Here is a 16,304-nt window from a genome sequence, read left to right as displayed (position 1 = left end):
GGTCATGAAACTTGGAATCTTAGAACCAGTTCATCAATGAGACACCTAAACCGATATACGTGGCACGGTGATTATAATCAATCAGACTTTCTCCGTAGCCATCAAATAGCTGGAATTGGCCACGCAAACGCCCACTGATCGGGAATGACCAATCGAACTGTACGGCTCCACGATTTTCATCTCCACCTTTTAAGGTATGTCGCAGCATTAATGAAAAATCATGCTCCTTATAACGATAAAATGCGGTCATGTCTCCACGGCCGATATAGTTTTTGATTTCTGGATTGTTATCATCTTCTCGCTTCTCTTCAAAGCGATACCAAGGACGAACCATCAAGGCAAAATTGTCTTTTTCAAAACCGAGATTCAGCATCACCCGGTTCCAGCTACGTGATAACGGATCAGAACGGCCATTGGACTGATGATTAATGGTCAATCCCAACATACGCCAGTTAAGACCTAAAAGATCATAGTTGGTACGGAAGATTAAACTGGCTTCGGGTTCATAGTTGGTTTCACGAAACGGACGTGATTCTTCCGAGTTATACACCTGCCAACGTGAAGATTGGGTATAACCAAGCCAGAGATCGCCATTATCTCCCAAGATATTTTCAACCGCCTTGGTCTTTAAAGACAACTGAAACTTTGCTTCGGTTGAGGTAAGATTTTGGTCTTCCTTCACTGTGTTTTCTGGATTTTCACTTTGAGGGAATTCATTTTTCTTTGATGTCCAGAAACCTGGCATCAAATACACTGGCTGATAAGAACGAATGTTCCAGGTGCCTAATTTACTTTCTGGAGAGAGTTCCCAGCGGCTATCCAGCAAAGACAGATTCGGCGTTAGCTTTGATCCTTCAGAAGCATAAATATTGGAAACGGTTTGACCAATTTTCGCTTTTAAATTATCGGGTTCAGGCGCAATTTCTGCTGCTGCACGACGCTCAGAAACGATTGCAGGCTTATCAGTGACCGGAATTTTAAATAAAGTATCATAACAGGCCAGACGCTCTGCACTAATTTCCAGTGCAGCACAGGCTTCAGCCGTTGCCGGCGTGGGACTGTTGACTACTGTTTCTTCCGCATTCACTTGCGTCCCAACTGCACAGCCCAGCAACACGCTCAGCTGTAGAGTTGAGCGCTTAAACGAATTAAGCGCCATCCCTTATCCTCTTTTTTTTATTTATAGAACTTGTTGAATTACAAAACCAAGCTGCTCCAGCATTTCACGTTTTGCCACTGGTGCCACAACGGCTTTCGTCGCCTGCTGCTCGACCAGATAGGTCTGTGCAACACGCTGCAAATCATCCAGTGTGACATTCAATAAACGTTCACGTAATTTTTTACGGAACGCTGGTGTACGTTGATGCAAGTAAGAATAACATGCAGTAATGGCTTCGCCTGCCGGTGAACCCGGTTTATCCATACTGGCGATCAGACCCAGAATGGCTTCTTCCAACTGGTGTGGCTGTTGTGGTGCGTTGAGTAACCACTGGATACTGGCATCAAAATCCTGGAAAGTTTCTGCCAGACGTGGGTCACGGTAGCTGTAGAAACGGAATGAACAAGCATTGCCGTCATAGCTCGCACCACCACCATAGGCACCGCCTTTTTCACGGATGGCGCTGTGCAGGAAGCCATTACGTAAATAACCTGCCAGCACCATCAATGCAGCAGCATCAGGGTGTGAGACTTCAACTGCCGGATAAGCAGCCGCACAGAACTGGACATTGGCTTGAATCAACCAGGCTTCGTGCTGATCATGGGTGACTTTTTCCACTTGAGTCAATGCAACCGGTGCTGGATCAACAGCAAGCTTGTCCCAGACATTCTGGATTTCTTCAATCAGATGCTCAGATTGCGGCTCTTCACAGACTAACAAGAACTGCTTCGGCGCTTGCAACAAGACACGATGAATTCGTTTTAACTCGTCAATCAGCAGGTCATATTCAGCCGGATCTTTTTCGATCTTAGACACCAGTTCGATCAGCCAGTTTAATGCACCCAAACCGGTATTGTGATAATCACGCAATGCTAATGCACTATGCTGACGTGAAGCCGTTTGCATTGCATAGCTATGTCCAGAACCAGAAATACGTGACTGCCAGCGCGTTTTACGCTGTTGTAACAGCTCAACAATACGGTCTTTCTCATCAAAGCGAAGCTGTTCAAAACCAATCTTCAACAGACGAATCGCATCCAGATGATTCACCAAAGATTTGGTGGTCAACGTCAACCAGGCAGTAATCTTGTTTTTGTCATCGACTTTAGAACGCAAAGATGCGCCCATGCCCAGACCGCCACTCACCGCTGTTTGCAGTTGCTGGAACTCAAGATAATCATACTCACCCGCACCGACTTCACCCATCAGGATCGACAGCAGGTTAAAGTAAGGCGACTGCACCACTTCATCCGGAATATTAACCAGAACCTGTTGATAATAAATCCCATTGGTGCCGGCATGATACAGGTTCAACGGTGTATCAATACGGTTACAGATAATTTCGCGTAACTGGCCTTGAACAATCTGCAATTCCGCAGGGACATCTTCCAGACCGACTTTCGGCAACAAGTTCAAGTCATCCGGTGTGTCCTGACGAACATTTAATGCTTCAGTCTGGGCAATAATTTCAGCTTTTTGCTCTTCAGTTAAATTCTTGCCAATTTCAGCCAGACGCGCTTTTTCATCAGCCGCTTCTTTGGCAGATTTGGTCGCATCCGGAACCAGTGTCAATTGGACACGATGTGGATTATCCAGCAGATGCTCTTTGATCAGATTGGATAACCACATTGGATCTTGCAGTTCTTCTTTGACTGCGGCAATTGCAGAATCCACATCCCAAACTTCGACCGGATCACGGTGATGAATCGCGCTGCCCAAACCGCTCAGAATCAGGCTCAAGCCATACGGCGTACCATCTCCATTGATTTCACGCTGATGCAATTCAATTTGATGCAGGATCGCATCGACCATGTTCTGATCAACCGGTTTAGACGCAACCTCTTCCAGAACCTTAAACACACCATTTTTAAATTCTTCTGCATGCTCAGGATTTGAACCCTGCACCGCACAGTAAAAAGTCATTTCAAAGTTAGAATCATCCACGCCCATGAATGGACCTGTTGCATCGGCATAACCACACGTTTCCAGATAATGACGTAATGGTGATGCTGAATCTTCGAGTAGAATTCCTTCGACTAAACGCATACCTAAACGCAGTTTAATATCACTGGCTTCCGGTAATAACCATGACAGCACATGATAGGTCTTGTCCTGTAGGTCTTCGGCATCAACCGCATAGCTGTCTGTAACCGTCAATGGTGCAGTCAAACGGGTTTCAGGTGTTGGATAGAGCATCTGACCTTTTTCAAATTTGGCCAATGCCAGATTTTCAAACTGCTCTTGCAGTTCAAATGCGGTTTTATTACCAAAAGTCATGAATACTGCATTACTTGGATGGTAATGTGACTTATAGAAATCAACCAACTCTTGATAAGTCAGATCAGGAATATCTTTAGGATCACCGCCAGAATTATAGTGATAAGTCGTATTTGGAAATAAATGATGCGCCAGCGTATGATAGAGCTGATCTGAAGGCGAACTCATCGCCCCTTTCATTTCATTAAAGACCACGCCTTTATAGACAGGCTCGCCATTTTCCAGCTCAATGCGAATGCCTTCCTGGGCAAAATCCAGTGGATTCAGGTTCGCAGCAAATGCTGCATCCATATACACTTCGAGCAGGTTCTGGAAATCTTTGCTATTCTGCGTCGCAAATGGATATGCAGTCCAGTCAGCCGCAGTAAAGGCATTCATGAAGGTATTTAGTGAACGGCGAATCATCAGGAAGAATGGATCACGCACCGGGAATTTCTCTGAACCACACAGCGCAGTATGTTCCAGAATATGTGCTTCGCCTTTAGAATCCATCGGCTGGGTACGAAACGCCACCAGAAAGACATTTTCGTCGTGATTGGTCGCCAGATGATAATGCGTGGCGCCAGTCACTTTATGTTTATATTCAGACACGAAAATGTCTAAAGCTTCAACATGTTGTTGACGTACCAACTGAAACGCAGGATGTACAGTTTGAGAAATGGTTTCAGTGACATCTACAGTCATGCGATCTCCTAATGCTTTAATTAAAATAACTAAGCGCATTATAGCTTTAGTTATCTGAATTATTCACGTTGAAAACCGAGGATTTTGATCGAATTAAGTAAACTTGATCATTTGAAAATTAAATCATCAAATTTACTTCCTGCATCTAGATGAGTATTTACAAGCTTAAGAAATCAGATATTTAAAATAGTTATAGCTTGGATTGTTTTCCACAAATACATAATTCTGCTTTTGATAAAAACTGGCGGCCAGTCGGGTATCTGTTTGCAGGCACAAAGCTGAATAATGCGGACGTGCCAATTGCTCTAGGTAGGCCAAAAGCTGTTTGCCTACCCCATGCTGACGATATTTTGGATGCACATAGAAACGACGTACCCGACCAATGCGGTCTTCAATGCCGTTATCTCCCCATTGCTGGTTTAAGCCGCCACAAGCAACCAGTTTCTTGCCATCATGCGCCACCACCAGATATTCATTGGCGTGGCTAAAGCAGTTTTTCCCGGTGCGATATTCTTCTATTAACTTATCTACCAAATTATAGCCTTCTTTACGTGCCAGAGTTGCCAGTGTTTCGATCTGATCCGGGAGTTGTTCGGCTGTTACAATTTTAATATTCATATACGCACACTATTTGAAATTGTTGTGAAGAATGACAGTTGCCAAGCGACTTAAAGTATCATGCCAGGAGCGATATCTCTTTATAAATAAAATGTGATCCTTAAATCAATGCTACGGCGCACCAGTGCACAAAAATAAGTCAGTTTTTAGACCAAAGATAGCTGCTGAACAAAATACAGCATTTTTGAAAAGTATTTGAAAATGATTCAGCAAACTACAGCAATCCCAAGCAATCGTGTAAACTTAGGACTTTCATTTTTAATGTGATATTTGAACATGGCAACTGTTGATCTTTTTGCGATTGGTAATGCGCTGATTGACCAAGAATTTAAAGTTTCTGATGACTTTTTAACTGCACATCACTTGCAAAAAGGCACCATGCAACTTGCAGATGGTGAGACTCAGGCCACTCTTTATCAAAATCTTCAAGCGACTCAAGTGTATAAGGGGCAGGCTTCAGGCGGTTCAGCAGCCAACACTACCGTGGCATTTTCTGCGCTCGGTGGTTCTGCATTTTATGGCTGTCGGGTCGGAAATGACGAACTGGGGCACATCTACCTGAAGGGTTTGAATGATGCAGGTATTAAGACCACCACCCAATCGATCAGTGAAGGCGTAACAGGGACATGTATGGTTCTGGTCAGCCCTGATTCTGAACGTACCATGCATACCTATCTGGGTATTACGGCCGAACTGACTGATCAACAAATTGATTTCAGCGCACTAAATAGCGCGAAATGGCTATATCTCGAAGGTTATTTATCAACTTCTGACACAGCACGTCATGCCGTACAACAAGCACGTGATATTGCCCGTGCCAATGGCGTTAAAATTGCCCTAACTTTATCTGATCCTGCCATGGTGCAATACGCGCGTGCCGGTTTGGATGAAATGATTGCAGATGGTGTAGACTTGCTGTTATGTAACCAGCAAGAAGCGCTGATGTATACAGAAACAGATAATCTTGAGGCAGCCCTGCTTAAATTAAAAACAATCAGTCAGCACGTTGTCATTACATTGTCAGCTGAAGGCGCACTGATTTCGGATTATCAAAATACATTTACTGTTCCTGGCCGTAAAGTGCCTGCAGTAGATGCCAACGGTGCCGGTGATGCTTTTGCCGGGGCTTTCCTGTACGGATTGAATGCTAATTTGGGTCTTCAAGCTGCGGCTGAACTGGCGATTCTCATTTCGAGCCAAGTGGTTTCACAATTTGGTCCGCGCCTGGCAGTTGAAGACTATGCGGCATTATTACAAGACTTTCAAAAGGAATGTGCTTAATGTTTAAAATCTGCATGACCGAAGACGTTCCAGAGCGCGAAGCACGCTCTTTTGAGCTTCCTGATGGAGACAATATCTTTATCACACAGCGTGACGGTGCCTTCTATGCCTATCAAAACCTGTGTCCGCATTTGCAGGTTGAACTGGAATTTCTGGAAAACCAGTTTTTGGATCGTGATCAGGAATTTATTGAATGCTCCACGCATGGCGCCTTGTTTCTGGTAGAAAGCGGTGAATGCATTTCTGGGCCTTGCCAAGGTCAAGCACTTGAAAAAGTAGAGATTACCGTGCATTCTGATGGTGGAATTTACCTCTCAGAATAAGACGAAAACGGACTTCACCATGCCTGCATTTTTTCTAGACTATAACCTGATGCCTTTTCATCTGAGTTTATTGGCGATTATTCTGTTTGGTGTGGTGAAAACCATTGGTTTCTATTTTGGACTCAGACCCAGCAAGTTTCTGCAAAAAATTTCACCTTATGACTTTCAGCAGATGGATCTACTAAACGTCAAATTCTCCAAAACCTTGATTGTGTTTTTCTTCCTGATGAATTTTAGCTTTGCCGGCTATGTTTTACAGTTCCTGATCTATTCTCAGGAATTTAAATTTCTGCCTGCTTATTACCTGATTATTCCGGCTTTGATCATTGCGACTTTTTTTACTATCTTTATGATTCACTGTCTGGATCAGGTCATTCCACCCAAATATAAAAAGAATAATGTCAATCTACTTGGCCGTCTGGCAACGATTTCCAGTGGTAATGCCCGACCCGGTTTTTCTGCGCAAGCACGAGTCCGAGATGAGTATGGACAACTGCATTATGTACAGGTAGAACCTGAGTTTGGTGAACTCGGTTTTCAGTCGCAGATTATCCTGATACGTACAAGAAAATCTCATTATATTGCCAAGAAAATCTGTAAATCTAATCAGCTGTTTAGCATGAATCTAGATTAAATTCCAAATCATTTATAGACATTAAAAAATCCCGACAGATATCGGGATTTTTTAATGTCTAGATTTATCTTTTGAGAAGTCCTGAAACCATATTCAATACATTTTGAATATCGTTATTGGCTTCCTGCTTGCTGGTCTGCTCACCTTGCGGGGTAAGCGAATCAATAATCTGCGGCAAGACCTGTGAAATCGCACTATACACATCCTGCTTCGGTGCATGGGTTTGCTGTGCAACTTCTTCAACTTCCTGATCATCAAACAGGTTTTGCACCTGCTGCGGATCGACATTGGCATTTTCACCGGGACCGGTCGACACCCAATCATCGACCTGGCTATTAAGACCCTGTCCTTTGAGCTTGTCGAGCGCACCCTGTAAACCACCCTGTTTTTGAATCCAGGCCAGCACCAAAGGCAGTACTGCAATCAATAAGGTTTTACCGGTAGAGCCACCTAGTCCGGAACGAGGCTGGGCAGTACTTTGAGTACCACCACCACCGAACTGACTTAGTACTGAACCCAAAATTACCCCTAAACCATTTTGTCGGTTCTGCTGGCCGGTTTGATTTTGCTGATTCTGCTGGTTTTGAGTATTTTGATTTTGCTGAGGATTTGACTGGTTTAAATGTCCTAGCACAGACCCTAGGATATCTGCCAAGCCGCCTTGTTGTGAGGATTTCTGCTGCGACTGCCCGCCACCCAATGCCTGCTTTGCTAATATTTCCACAATACTACTCAGGTTTGTCATGTCCTATATCCTATGTGCATCTTAATTACAGAATACGGCCTGCCCACATATTGTCTAGGCAAGATTGTGTTAATATTTGCAATCTTAGTTAAGCAGGTTTTTAGCTTACCAGCGAAATTTATCCCAGTTTTCCGGATTGGCCCAAAACTTGGAGTTAAACCAGTCTGGCACGTGCTTATAGGTTAAAATATTAAACTGCCACAGCGCAAAATCTGCCTCATGGGTGGTCTTGTCAACTAACTGGGTAAATCCCAAAGCTCTCAATAATTTTTCGTCTTGCAGGCGACTGATCACCACCAGTCTTTTGGCAAACAAATCACGTAATTTCACCAGAATTTGACTCATGATCTGTTCAGACAAATGTTCTGTTTCTACAGTATCCAGCATCACCACAGCCAAGTCATAACGTTGCTGAAAAGGCAGATTTAAAAAGTCAGATACGCTAAAATAGGACCATTGAATAGCTGGCTGAAACTGGACTTGGCTCAAGTTCTGCCCAATGCAAATAGCAGTATGAATTGGCTGTTCCTGTGCGAAATCGTCTAGCATCGAAGTAATGACATTCTGCTCAGCCATAACTGCATCCTTATGATTTAAGTGAGTAATTTTTATGGAACTTCAGGGCATTTGTCATAAAATGCACGTCGGCCTCAAGGATCTTAGTGTAACTGATCAACAGATACAGCGGGCAAATGTTGAATATAAATTAATTTTAGATCGTGCAGAAATTGATCTTCCGTTTAATTTAGGTCAGGAAATCGAGATTGAATGGACCGGTAATATTTACTGCGTGTCCTGTGGCAACAAAACCTCCAAGTCATTCTCACAAGGTCACTGTTTTAAATGTTTTAAAACCAATGCTTCATGTGATATGTGCATCATGAAGCCAGAGACTTGTCATTATCATTTAGGCACTTGCCGCGAAGAGGAATTTGCACAGAATGTCTGCTTTCAGCCACATATTGTCTATTTGGCCAATTCTAGCGCATTAAAGGTCGGTATTACCCGTACCAGCCAAATGCCAACTCGCTGGCTGGATCAGGGTGCGACCCAAGCCCTGCCGATTATGAAAGTTGGCTCACGTCGTCTTTCCGGAAAGCTCGAAGTCATGTTTGGTACGCAAGTTGCTGATAAAACTGACTGGCGCAAACTGCTCAAAGGTGAAGCAGAACCATTGAATCTGATTGAAGTGCGTGAACAGCTGCTAGAAGAATTTGCGCCTAAAATTCAAAGCATTCGTGAAGAGTTTAATCAGAATCTTGAATTTAATGAAAATATTGAAGTGCTTGAAGATGAATTCGCACGAGAGTTTATTTATCCGGTAGAACAATATCCGGAAAAGATTAAATCGCATAACCTGGATAAAACTCCTGTGATTCGTGGAAAATTACAAGGCATCAAGGGTCAGTATTTAATTCTGGATACTGGGGTAATCAATATGCGCAAATATACCGGTTATGAACTGATTATTCGTGCTTAAACCATTATTTGCCTAAAGCATAAAAAACCAGCCCGCAGGCTGGTTTTTTTATACAACAATTTTATTTGATTTTTGCTTGAGATTTCAGGTAACGCGTATAGTCATCAAATTCCTGCTGACCACGAAGTTGTTGATATAACTTCACCAACTCACTGCGTTGTTCTGCACTCAATACATCTACCGGGTTCTTCTTCACTTCTGATACAGCAACCACAACCAGCTCATTTGGCATTTTCGCTGTTGTCACTGACCAATGGCCTGCTTTTGGTGTCGGAAGACTAAAAGCCGCACGCTGTACATCACGTTTTAGCAAACCTTCAGCACGTGTGTAAACACCAGCATCTTCAAAGATCAAATCACCTTTCGCCACTGCTGCAGCCGGCTTGGTTTTGAACTCATCCAGAGCTTTCTGAATTTTTGCTTTTGCCAGAGCAGCTGCTTTGTCTTCAATCAACTGAGCCTTAACACGCGGTTTTGCTTCTGCCAGTGTTTGTTCGCCAGCTGCATGATAATTACGCACCTTGATCCAGGCCACATCACCATTGGCTAACTGAATGCTTGTTGAAGCATTACGATCACCATTTTTAACATCATTATTAAACAGTTTAACCTTGAGGTTAGCATCGCTCAGCACTGGATCACGGGTCGAAAGTGTTACCCCTTGGGCTTTCTGGACTTGTACACCTTTCACTTCCTGTGTAACGACATCCAGAGAATCACTTCCTACCACCATATCATTTAGCGTATTGACCGTATCAGAGAAAGCATTGGATTTTTTAGCAGCCAAGGCTTCTTCAGACAAACGTGCTTTTTGTGATTCAAAAGAAGAAACTGCCACATCTTGCATTTGCACAGAAATAATGTGGTAACCATAATCTGTTTTCACCGGTGCAGAGACCTGACCCGATTTTAAAGAACTAACCGTCTGGTCAAATACAGTACCAAATACACCTTCTTCATAGACAGCAAGCGCACCACCTTTAGACTTAGATTCAGGGTCTTCAGAATATTGTGCTGCAGCTTGAGCAAAAGTGGTACCGGCTTTAATTTTGGCTGCAATCTCGGTCGCCAGTTTTTTTGCTTCAGCATCACTACGACTGTCCGCCGTAATTAAAATATGCTTCACATCCGGTTTAACTGCCTGTTTTTGTGTTGCAACAAAGGCAGTATACGCTTCTTGAAGTTCAGCATCGGTAACCGCCAAACTCTGCACCTGAATATCGCTTGGCTTTAACACCACATAGTCGACATCTACACTAGTCGGCTGTTTGAATAGCGTTTTGTGTTTTTCATAATAGGCAGCAATGTCTGCATCCGTCACTTTGACATCTTTTTTATAGCTGTCCAGATTAATGCTGGAAATATGAATATGACGTTGTTCAGTTTGCAAATCAGCAATCTGCTGCATTTCGACTGGGCTTACCAGTGGATAATCCAGGAAAGTCGATGACAGCATCTTCAGCGCATGATCTTTACGTAAACTTTCAATCAAAGCGCGATTGGTCATGCCAATTGATTTCAGATAATTTTCATATAAAGCATTCGAGAACTTGCCATCTTGCTGGAAAGTAGGCTGCTGAGCAATCATCTGTTCAATTTGCTGGTCACTCAGACTGATCCCTAATTCTTCAGCCTGTTGCAGCAATAAAGTACGTGCAACCAGAGTGTCCATGGCTTTCTGGTCAATGAAGCTTTGATTCAGTAAAGTTTCATCCCCATTGGCATAACTGAGATATTGTTCTTTAAATGATTTGGTCAGTGACTCTAATTCTTTTTGAGATATTTCAGTCCCGTTCACTGATTTTGCTGCATCAGAGTTTCCGCTGCTAAAATATCCTTCAATACCTACAAGTGCTAACGGGGTCAAAAACAGAACGAGCAAGACTTTGCCCAACCAACCCTTAATAACTTTACGAAAAGCTTCCATAAGTATTCCAATATTTTATTTGCAAAGGATTTTAACCGAAAATACCCATTGAATGAATGTGTTAATCATCACAATTAAATTTATCAATAAAAAACGCGCCAAAGAAGGCGCGTTTCGTCGCTGGGTAAGCTTAAGCTACAGCGTCTTTTAAGCCTTTACCTGCTTTGAAGCTAGGTACTTTGCTTGCTTTGATCTCAAGAGTAGCACCAGTTTGTGGGTTACGGCCAGTACGTGCAGCGCGTTCTTTCACGCCAAAAGTACCAAAACCCACTAAAGTTACTGTATCACCCGATTTTAAAGCTTCAGTAACAGAAGCAATTGTAGCATCTAAAGCTTTACCTGCGTCAGCCTTAGATAATCCCCCTTTTTCTGCAATTGCATCAATTAATTCTGATTTATTCATGAAGATTACGTCCTCTTAATATCGTTTATTTAAGGTTCAAGAATTGGTTTAACATGCCATAACGCCTTTATAGCAATGCTTTAGGTATAAACGCAATACTTAAGAACCTCTTTTTTTTCAAAAAATATGCGAAAAAAACATTGAATAATGAATAAAGTCATTTTATTTAAGTTTTTTCGACAATTCTTCTTTCATTTTTTCTTGTTCCGCAGTCAACTGATCAACCTTGGCATGCAACTGAAGGATTAAACGTTCCAAATACTGTACATCCTTCAATGTGACTAATCCTATACGATTCAATGAGTGATGAACAGAGTTGTCGATTAATTTTTCCACTTTGTCTTTGGTGTCTGTAACCGACTCTTTGGCCTTTTCCGAAACCTTCTCTACAGTTTGATCGGCAATATCTGCAGTTTTAGATTCAAGCTCTTCCCCGACCTTGACCAGCGAGTCAAACAGTTTGTTACCTTCTTCTTCTGCACGTGAAAATGCCCCGAGTCCAGCCAACCAGATTTGTTTGGTATATTTACGAAAATCAAGAACCGATTTGCGCTCCGAGGCAGATTTAGACTTGGTTTTCAGCGTTTTCTCATTCGAAGCTTCAGTTGAGTCTTGTGCTGTTTTTGACTTGTCCATGTGCACGGCTCCTGTTTGTTTTCTGCGCAATTATTATAAATTATTCTACAAAACCACTGCATAATAGCAAATTTAGTACTTGATAGATTTGATAAACTGTTCTACAAAGCAATTTATTTCAAGTCTAATTTGATTTAACCCTGAAATCTCTTCACAAGCAGGAAGCTTTTTCACTTTATATTTCAGGTAAGGATTGGTTGTATATGAGCGAATCGCAACAAAGTCAAAATCAACCGCATTTGTTGCTTACGATGACGTTAATTGTTTTAGAGACAATATTTACCTTCATTCTCAAGCATGATCGTGTCGTTGCATTACAGGCCAAAAAGTTTGTAGATGAAAACATCTCTATTAAAATTAATAGCTATATTCCGTATTTCGACTTTTATGTGCAATTCACCCCCAATGGACTATTATTTGACCATAAAGCACCGGGCCGCATTATCGACCTGGATGTGCGCACCACACTTCCCGATCTGATTAAAATTTTCATTTTTGGTAATCGTCGTAGCATTCGCAGCATGCGCATTGATGGTCATCAGGTTTTAAAAGATGAATTTCGTGATCTGTTAACCGTATTCAGTTTGCCAAAAGTACTAGCCGACTGGAAACACTGGCTGTCTGATGCGCCGACGGATGATGCGGAAATTATTGCTTCTAAAAAGCGTATTGCGCCGCTTTTAAAGAAAATTGAAGAGCAGCGTTCCAAGATCAATACCCTGCAAGTGGAAGTCAAACAGTATAAAAACCGCCTAAAACGGATCGAACGCCGTCAAAAGCGTATTAATATCATTTTCGGCCTGAGCAGCGTACTTTTGATTACGTTATTAGTATATAATTGGCTGAGCATGTAAATCTTTCATTCTCCAAAAATTAAATCCCACTAAGGTCTACTAAAAATAACTTGACTAATTTAGTCGGGATTCATAAAATCTACACATCTAGTCTAACCATGTGTATCGAATCATGCGCCTAACCACTCGCGGTCGCTACGCTGTGACTGCTCTACTTGATCTAGCTTTGCAGCCTTCTGAAAAAACGATAACGCTCGCTGAAATTGCAGCACGTCAAACTATTTCTGTTGCTTATCTTGAGCAGTTATTTGCGAAGCTCAAGCGTCATGGTTTAGTTTCTAGTGTTCGTGGCGCAAATGGTGGTTACCATTTAGCACGTAATGCAGATGAAATTACTGTGTTAGCAATTATTGAAGCTGTAAACGAAACAGTTGATGCGACTCGCTGTGACCATAAAGGCAATTGCCAGAATGGCGCGATGTGCTTGACTCATGATTTATGGCAGGAACTCTCCCATCACATCGCCGATTATTTAGAAAAAATCTCGCTTGCTGATCTGGTTGCACGTGACAACGTCCAGACTGTGTCATTACGCCAAAAATCAGCACCTTTAGATTCAGCCCTTTTATCGGTTACAGGTATTTGACATGAAACGTCCGATTTATCTTGATTATGCAGCTACAACTCCTGTAGATCCTCAGGTTGCTGAACGTATGATGGAATGCTTAACATTCGATGGTACCTTTGGTAATGCGGCATCTCGTTCACACGCGTATGGTTGGCAAGCAGAAGAAAAAGTTGAATATGCACGTGAACAAGTTGCGAATTTAATTAAAGCTGATCCACGTGAAATCGTATGGACTTCAGGTGCAACCGAGTCAGACAACCTTGCGCTTAAAGGTGTGGCTCATTTCTATGCATCTAAAGGTAAACATATCGTTACCTCTAAAATCGAACATAAGGCAGTTTTAGATACCTGTCGTGAGCTTGAGTCTGAAGGTTTTGAAATTACCTATATTGAGCCTCAACCTCAAACCGGTTTAATTACGCCTGAAATGGTACAGGCAGCGATCCGTCCAGACACAATTCTTGTTTCCCTGATGATGGTGAACAATGAAATCGGTACTGTGACTGATGTTGCAGCGATTGGTGAAATCACTCGCGCCAACAAGATTTTCTTCCATGTCGATGCAGCTCAGGCAGCGGGTAAAGTTGAAATTGATCTTTCAACTTTAAAAGTAGATTTGATGAGCTTCTCTGCGCACAAAATCTATGGCCCTAAAGGTATTGGCGCCCTGTTTGTACGTCGTAGCCCACGTGTACGCCTTAAAGCTGAAATGCATGGTGGCGGTCATGAACGTGGTATGCGTTCAGGTACCCTTGCGACTCACCAGATTGTCGGTATGGGTGAAGCATTTGAACTTGCAGGTAAAAACCTGGAAGCTGAACAGACTCGTTTACGCGTACTTCGCGACAAATTGTGGAATGGCTTACAAGGTCTTGAACAAGTGTTCCTGAACGGCCATCCAACACAAAACGTAGCGAACTATCTAAACATTAGCTTCAACTTCGTTGAAGGCGAATCATTGATGATGGCATTGAAAGATGCTGCGGTATCTTCAGGTTCGGCATGTACATCTGCAACACTTGAACCATCTTATGTACTTCGTGCATTGGGTCTTTCAGACGAACTTGCACACAGTTCGATCCGCTTCAGCTTCGGTAAGTACACCACTGAAGAAGATATCGATCACGTATTGACTATCACTAAAGCTGCTGTTGAGAAGTTACGTGAACTTTCTCCGCTTTGGGATATGTATAAGGAAGGTATCGACCTTTCTAAAGTTGAGTGGGCTGAGCACTAATTTTCATCCTGAGATAGTAACAAATCCGTTGCTATCTCATTGAGAAAAGTTTTTTTACCCCCATATTTAATACTAAGGCTGACCCCGAGGTTTGGAGAAGCAACATGGCTTATAGCGAAAAAGTAATTGATCATTACGAAAACCCTCGTAATGTTGGCGTTTTAGACAAAAATGCTGAAAACGTTGGTACTGGTATGGTTGGTGCGCCAGCATGTGGTGACGTGATGCGTTTACAGATTCAGGTAAACGACGAAGGCGTGATTGAAGAAGCACGTTTTAAAACTTATGGTTGTGGTTCTGCCATTGCATCAAGTTCACTTGTGACCGAATGGCTCAAAGGTAAAACTTTGGATCAAGCTCAAGCGATCAAGAACATTGATATTGCAACTGAACTTGCACTTCCACCAGTAAAAGTACACTGCTCTGTTCTTGCTGAAGATGCAATCAAAGCAGCTGTAGAAGACTACCGTAGCAAGAAAGTTAAAGCTTAATTGTTCCACGTTTTGAAATTTTAACGGAGTTTTCATGATCCATTTAACTGAAAATGCTGCAACTCATATCAGCAATTATTTAAAAAATCGCGGTAAGGGTGAAGGCATTCGCGTTGGTGTGAAAACTTCAGGCTGTTCTGGTCTGGCCTATGTGCTCGAGTTCGTCGATGAAGTCGATACACATGACCAAGCCTTTGAGCAGTTTGGGGTTAAAGTATTCGTTGACCCGAAAAGCCTGGTTTATCTTGAAGGTATGGAGATGGACTATGTTAAAAACGGCTTGAACGAAGGCTTCGAATTTAACAACCCCAACAAAAAAGGCGAATGCGGTTGTGGTGAATCCTTCACTGTATAAACCCGGCAGTTATTCTCTTTTTAACATTAAAACAGTGTGTTTCACACTGTTTTAATTGCATTTATACAGTTATTTTTGCACATTAATCGCGGATCCCATCTCCCATGAATCATTTTGAGTTGTTCAACCTTCCTGTAGCACTCGATATTGATTTAGCGGCTTTAAAGACTGAATTTTTAAAGTTGCAGCAACAATATCACCCAGATAAAGCTGAAGACAAAGATCAGGCTGTGATTAAATCAAGTGATATCAATCAGGCATTTAAAACCTTGTCAGCGGTCGATAGCCGTGCAGCGTATTTACTGTCTCTCAAGAAACAGGATTATCACTTAGATCAGTCGATCAGTGATTTTGAATTCTTGCAGGACGCTCTGGAAATTCGTGAACAACTTGACGATGCAACTTCTGCTGAAGATTTAACTTCACTGAAAGTCGAAGTCCAGCAATGGATTGAGGGCTTGGTTCGCGAGTTCAAAATTGATTATGCGGATGAAGACTGGGCCGAAGCACGCGATACAGTGCGCAAACTACGCTTCTTCGTTAAAGTCATGGCCGATATCGACAAAGCGGAAGACCGCTTCCTGGACGATGACAGCTTTGATCTTGATGATGATTTCTAATTTTTAGTATTT

Annotated in this window: 18 protein-coding genes; 10 read left to right on the top strand and 8 right to left on the bottom strand. The window is 42.4% G+C overall.

Annotation, left to right across the window (positions count from 1 at the left end; all coding sequences use genetic code 11):
* Nucleotides 1-19 precede the first annotated feature (19 nt).
* The 3 genes from AC13CK_RS09685 to AC13CK_RS09675 form a co-directional block, all read right to left on the bottom strand.
* Nucleotides 20-1,159, bottom strand: a complete 1,140-nt coding sequence (locus AC13CK_RS09685) for a phospholipase A (RefSeq protein WP_425878291.1) — start codon at nt 1,157-1,159, stop codon at nt 20-22.
* 21 nt (nt 1,160-1,180) lie between these two features.
* The gene (locus tag AC13CK_RS09680; RefSeq protein ID WP_482831131.1) at nt 1,181-4,120 is read right to left on the bottom strand and encodes an insulinase family protein; all 2,940 of its coding nucleotides are present in this window, start codon (nt 4,118-4,120) and stop codon (nt 1,181-1,183) included.
* 165 nt (nt 4,121-4,285) lie between these two features.
* A complete protein-coding gene (locus AC13CK_RS09675) occupies nt 4,286-4,738 on the bottom strand; it encodes a GNAT family N-acetyltransferase (RefSeq protein WP_005107150.1) in 453 nt (150 codons plus the stop codon).
* 276 nt (nt 4,739-5,014) lie between these two features.
* Here AC13CK_RS09675 and AC13CK_RS09670 point away from each other — a divergent pair, with 276 nt between their 5' ends.
* Genes AC13CK_RS09670 through AC13CK_RS09660 form a run of 3 tightly spaced genes read left to right on the top strand, consistent with a single transcriptional unit; the run spans nt 5,015 to nt 6,976 of the window.
* Nucleotides 5,015-6,019, top strand: a complete 1,005-nt coding sequence (locus AC13CK_RS09670) for an adenosine kinase (protein ID WP_004646774.1) — start codon at nt 5,015-5,017, stop codon at nt 6,017-6,019.
* 14 nt (nt 6,020-6,033) lie between these two features.
* Entirely contained in the window at nt 6,034-6,342 is a 309-nt protein-coding gene (locus tag AC13CK_RS09665) for a Rieske (2Fe-2S) protein (protein WP_004279797.1), read from the top strand.
* A 19-nt stretch (nt 6,343-6,361) separates the two neighbouring features.
* Complete coding sequence (locus tag AC13CK_RS09660; protein WP_253173333.1) at nt 6,362-6,976, top strand: OB-fold-containig protein; 615 nt, start codon at nt 6,362-6,364, stop codon at nt 6,974-6,976.
* 64 nt (nt 6,977-7,040) lie between these two features.
* Here AC13CK_RS09660 and AC13CK_RS09655 read toward each other — a convergent pair whose 3' ends face one another.
* Entirely contained in the window at nt 7,041-7,721 is a 681-nt protein-coding gene (locus AC13CK_RS09655; RefSeq protein WP_278357126.1) for a YidB family protein, read from the bottom strand.
* A 105-nt stretch (nt 7,722-7,826) separates the two neighbouring features.
* Nucleotides 7,827-8,297, bottom strand: a complete 471-nt coding sequence (locus AC13CK_RS09650; RefSeq protein ID WP_263576361.1) for a DUF6231 family protein — start codon at nt 8,295-8,297, stop codon at nt 7,827-7,829.
* 34 nt (nt 8,298-8,331) lie between these two features.
* Here AC13CK_RS09650 and AC13CK_RS09645 point away from each other — a divergent pair, with 34 nt between their 5' ends.
* On the top strand, nt 8,332-9,201 hold the full coding sequence (locus tag AC13CK_RS09645; protein WP_263576362.1) for a DUF2797 domain-containing protein: 870 nt from the start codon (nt 8,332-8,334) through the stop codon (nt 9,199-9,201).
* 61 nt (nt 9,202-9,262) lie between these two features.
* On the opposite strand, the gene AC13CK_RS09640 is transcribed toward AC13CK_RS09645, so the two are convergent.
* From AC13CK_RS09640 to AC13CK_RS09630, 3 genes are all read right to left on the bottom strand, one after another.
* Nucleotides 9,263-11,128, bottom strand: coding sequence for a SurA N-terminal domain-containing protein (locus tag AC13CK_RS09640; RefSeq protein ID WP_253113306.1), 1,866 nt, complete (start codon nt 11,126-11,128; stop codon nt 9,263-9,265).
* A gap of 130 nt (nt 11,129-11,258) precedes the next feature.
* Nucleotides 11,259-11,531: an HU family DNA-binding protein gene (locus AC13CK_RS09635; RefSeq protein ID WP_004279807.1), complete on the bottom strand. Its 273-nt coding sequence runs from the start codon at nt 11,529-11,531 to the stop codon at nt 11,259-11,261.
* 162 nt (nt 11,532-11,693) lie between these two features.
* Nucleotides 11,694-12,167, bottom strand: a complete 474-nt coding sequence (locus AC13CK_RS09630) for a phasin family protein (RefSeq protein ID WP_278357127.1) — start codon at nt 12,165-12,167, stop codon at nt 11,694-11,696.
* A 203-nt stretch (nt 12,168-12,370) separates the two neighbouring features.
* Between AC13CK_RS09630 and AC13CK_RS09625 the strand changes: the two genes are divergently transcribed.
* From AC13CK_RS09625 to hscB, 6 genes are all read left to right on the top strand, one after another.
* Nucleotides 12,371-13,021: a hypothetical protein gene (locus AC13CK_RS09625; protein ID WP_278357128.1), complete on the top strand. Its 651-nt coding sequence runs from the start codon at nt 12,371-12,373 to the stop codon at nt 13,019-13,021.
* A 112-nt stretch (nt 13,022-13,133) separates the two neighbouring features.
* Nucleotides 13,134-13,607 carry an Rrf2 family transcriptional regulator gene (locus tag AC13CK_RS09620; RefSeq protein WP_004279811.1) on the top strand — a complete coding sequence of 158 codons (474 nt, stop codon included), beginning with the start codon at nt 13,134-13,136 and terminating at the stop codon, nt 13,605-13,607.
* Nucleotide 13,608: 1 nt separating this feature from the next.
* Complete coding sequence (locus AC13CK_RS09615) at nt 13,609-14,826, top strand: IscS subfamily cysteine desulfurase (protein ID WP_004279813.1); 1,218 nt, start codon at nt 13,609-13,611, stop codon at nt 14,824-14,826.
* A gap of 104 nt (nt 14,827-14,930) precedes the next feature.
* Nucleotides 14,931-15,317, top strand: a complete 387-nt coding sequence (gene iscU, locus AC13CK_RS09610; protein ID WP_004279815.1) for a Fe-S cluster assembly scaffold IscU — start codon at nt 14,931-14,933, stop codon at nt 15,315-15,317.
* 34 nt (nt 15,318-15,351) lie between these two features.
* Nucleotides 15,352-15,672, top strand: a complete 321-nt coding sequence (gene iscA, locus AC13CK_RS09605; RefSeq protein WP_004279817.1) for an iron-sulfur cluster assembly protein IscA — start codon at nt 15,352-15,354, stop codon at nt 15,670-15,672.
* A 104-nt stretch (nt 15,673-15,776) separates the two neighbouring features.
* Nucleotides 15,777-16,292 (top strand): Fe-S protein assembly co-chaperone HscB, encoded by a 516-nt coding sequence (gene hscB / locus AC13CK_RS09600; RefSeq protein ID WP_425878278.1) that lies wholly within the window; start codon nt 15,777-15,779, stop codon nt 16,290-16,292.
* The last annotated feature ends 12 nt before the right edge of the window (nt 16,293-16,304 follow it).

It is taken from the genome of Acinetobacter sp. L-24 (assembly GCF_056857555.1).
Note: the sequence above shows the minus strand (reverse complement) of the source record. Positions and strands in the feature narration are given on the sequence as shown.

Coding starts and splice junctions, on each gene's coding strand:
- AC13CK_RS09645 (WP_263576362.1), top strand. CDS start 8,332: ATGGAACTTCAGGGCATTTGTCATAAAATGCACGTCGGCCTCAAGGAT.
- AC13CK_RS09625 (WP_278357128.1), top strand. CDS start 12,371: ATGAGCGAATCGCAACAAAGTCAAAATCAACCGCATTTGTTGCTTACG.
- AC13CK_RS09620 (WP_004279811.1), top strand. CDS start 13,134: ATGCGCCTAACCACTCGCGGTCGCTACGCTGTGACTGCTCTACTTGAT.
- iscA (WP_004279817.1), top strand. CDS start 15,352: ATGATCCATTTAACTGAAAATGCTGCAACTCATATCAGCAATTATTTA.
- AC13CK_RS09660 (WP_253173333.1), top strand. CDS start 6,362: ATGCCTGCATTTTTTCTAGACTATAACCTGATGCCTTTTCATCTGAGT.
- iscU (WP_004279815.1), top strand. CDS start 14,931: ATGGCTTATAGCGAAAAAGTAATTGATCATTACGAAAACCCTCGTAAT.
- AC13CK_RS09685 (WP_425878291.1), bottom strand. CDS start 1,159: ATGGCGCTTAATTCGTTTAAGCGCTCAACTCTACAGCTGAGCGTGTTG.
- AC13CK_RS09655 (WP_278357126.1), bottom strand. CDS start 7,721: ATGACAAACCTGAGTAGTATTGTGGAAATATTAGCAAAGCAGGCATTG.
- AC13CK_RS09670 (WP_004646774.1), top strand. CDS start 5,015: ATGGCAACTGTTGATCTTTTTGCGATTGGTAATGCGCTGATTGACCAA.
- AC13CK_RS09630 (WP_278357127.1), bottom strand. CDS start 12,167: ATGGACAAGTCAAAAACAGCACAAGACTCAACTGAAGCTTCGAATGAG.
- AC13CK_RS09635 (WP_004279807.1), bottom strand. CDS start 11,531: ATGAATAAATCAGAATTAATTGATGCAATTGCAGAAAAAGGGGGATTA.
- AC13CK_RS09680 (WP_482831131.1), bottom strand. CDS start 4,120: ATGACTGTAGATGTCACTGAAACCATTTCTCAAACTGTACATCCTGCG.
- hscB (WP_425878278.1), top strand. CDS start 15,777: ATGAATCATTTTGAGTTGTTCAACCTTCCTGTAGCACTCGATATTGAT.
- AC13CK_RS09650 (WP_263576361.1), bottom strand. CDS start 8,297: ATGGCTGAGCAGAATGTCATTACTTCGATGCTAGACGATTTCGCACAG.
- AC13CK_RS09615 (WP_004279813.1), top strand. CDS start 13,609: ATGAAACGTCCGATTTATCTTGATTATGCAGCTACAACTCCTGTAGAT.
- AC13CK_RS09675 (WP_005107150.1), bottom strand. CDS start 4,738: ATGAATATTAAAATTGTAACAGCCGAACAACTCCCGGATCAGATCGAA.
- AC13CK_RS09665 (WP_004279797.1), top strand. CDS start 6,034: ATGACCGAAGACGTTCCAGAGCGCGAAGCACGCTCTTTTGAGCTTCCT.
- AC13CK_RS09640 (WP_253113306.1), bottom strand. CDS start 11,128: ATGGAAGCTTTTCGTAAAGTTATTAAGGGTTGGTTGGGCAAAGTCTTG.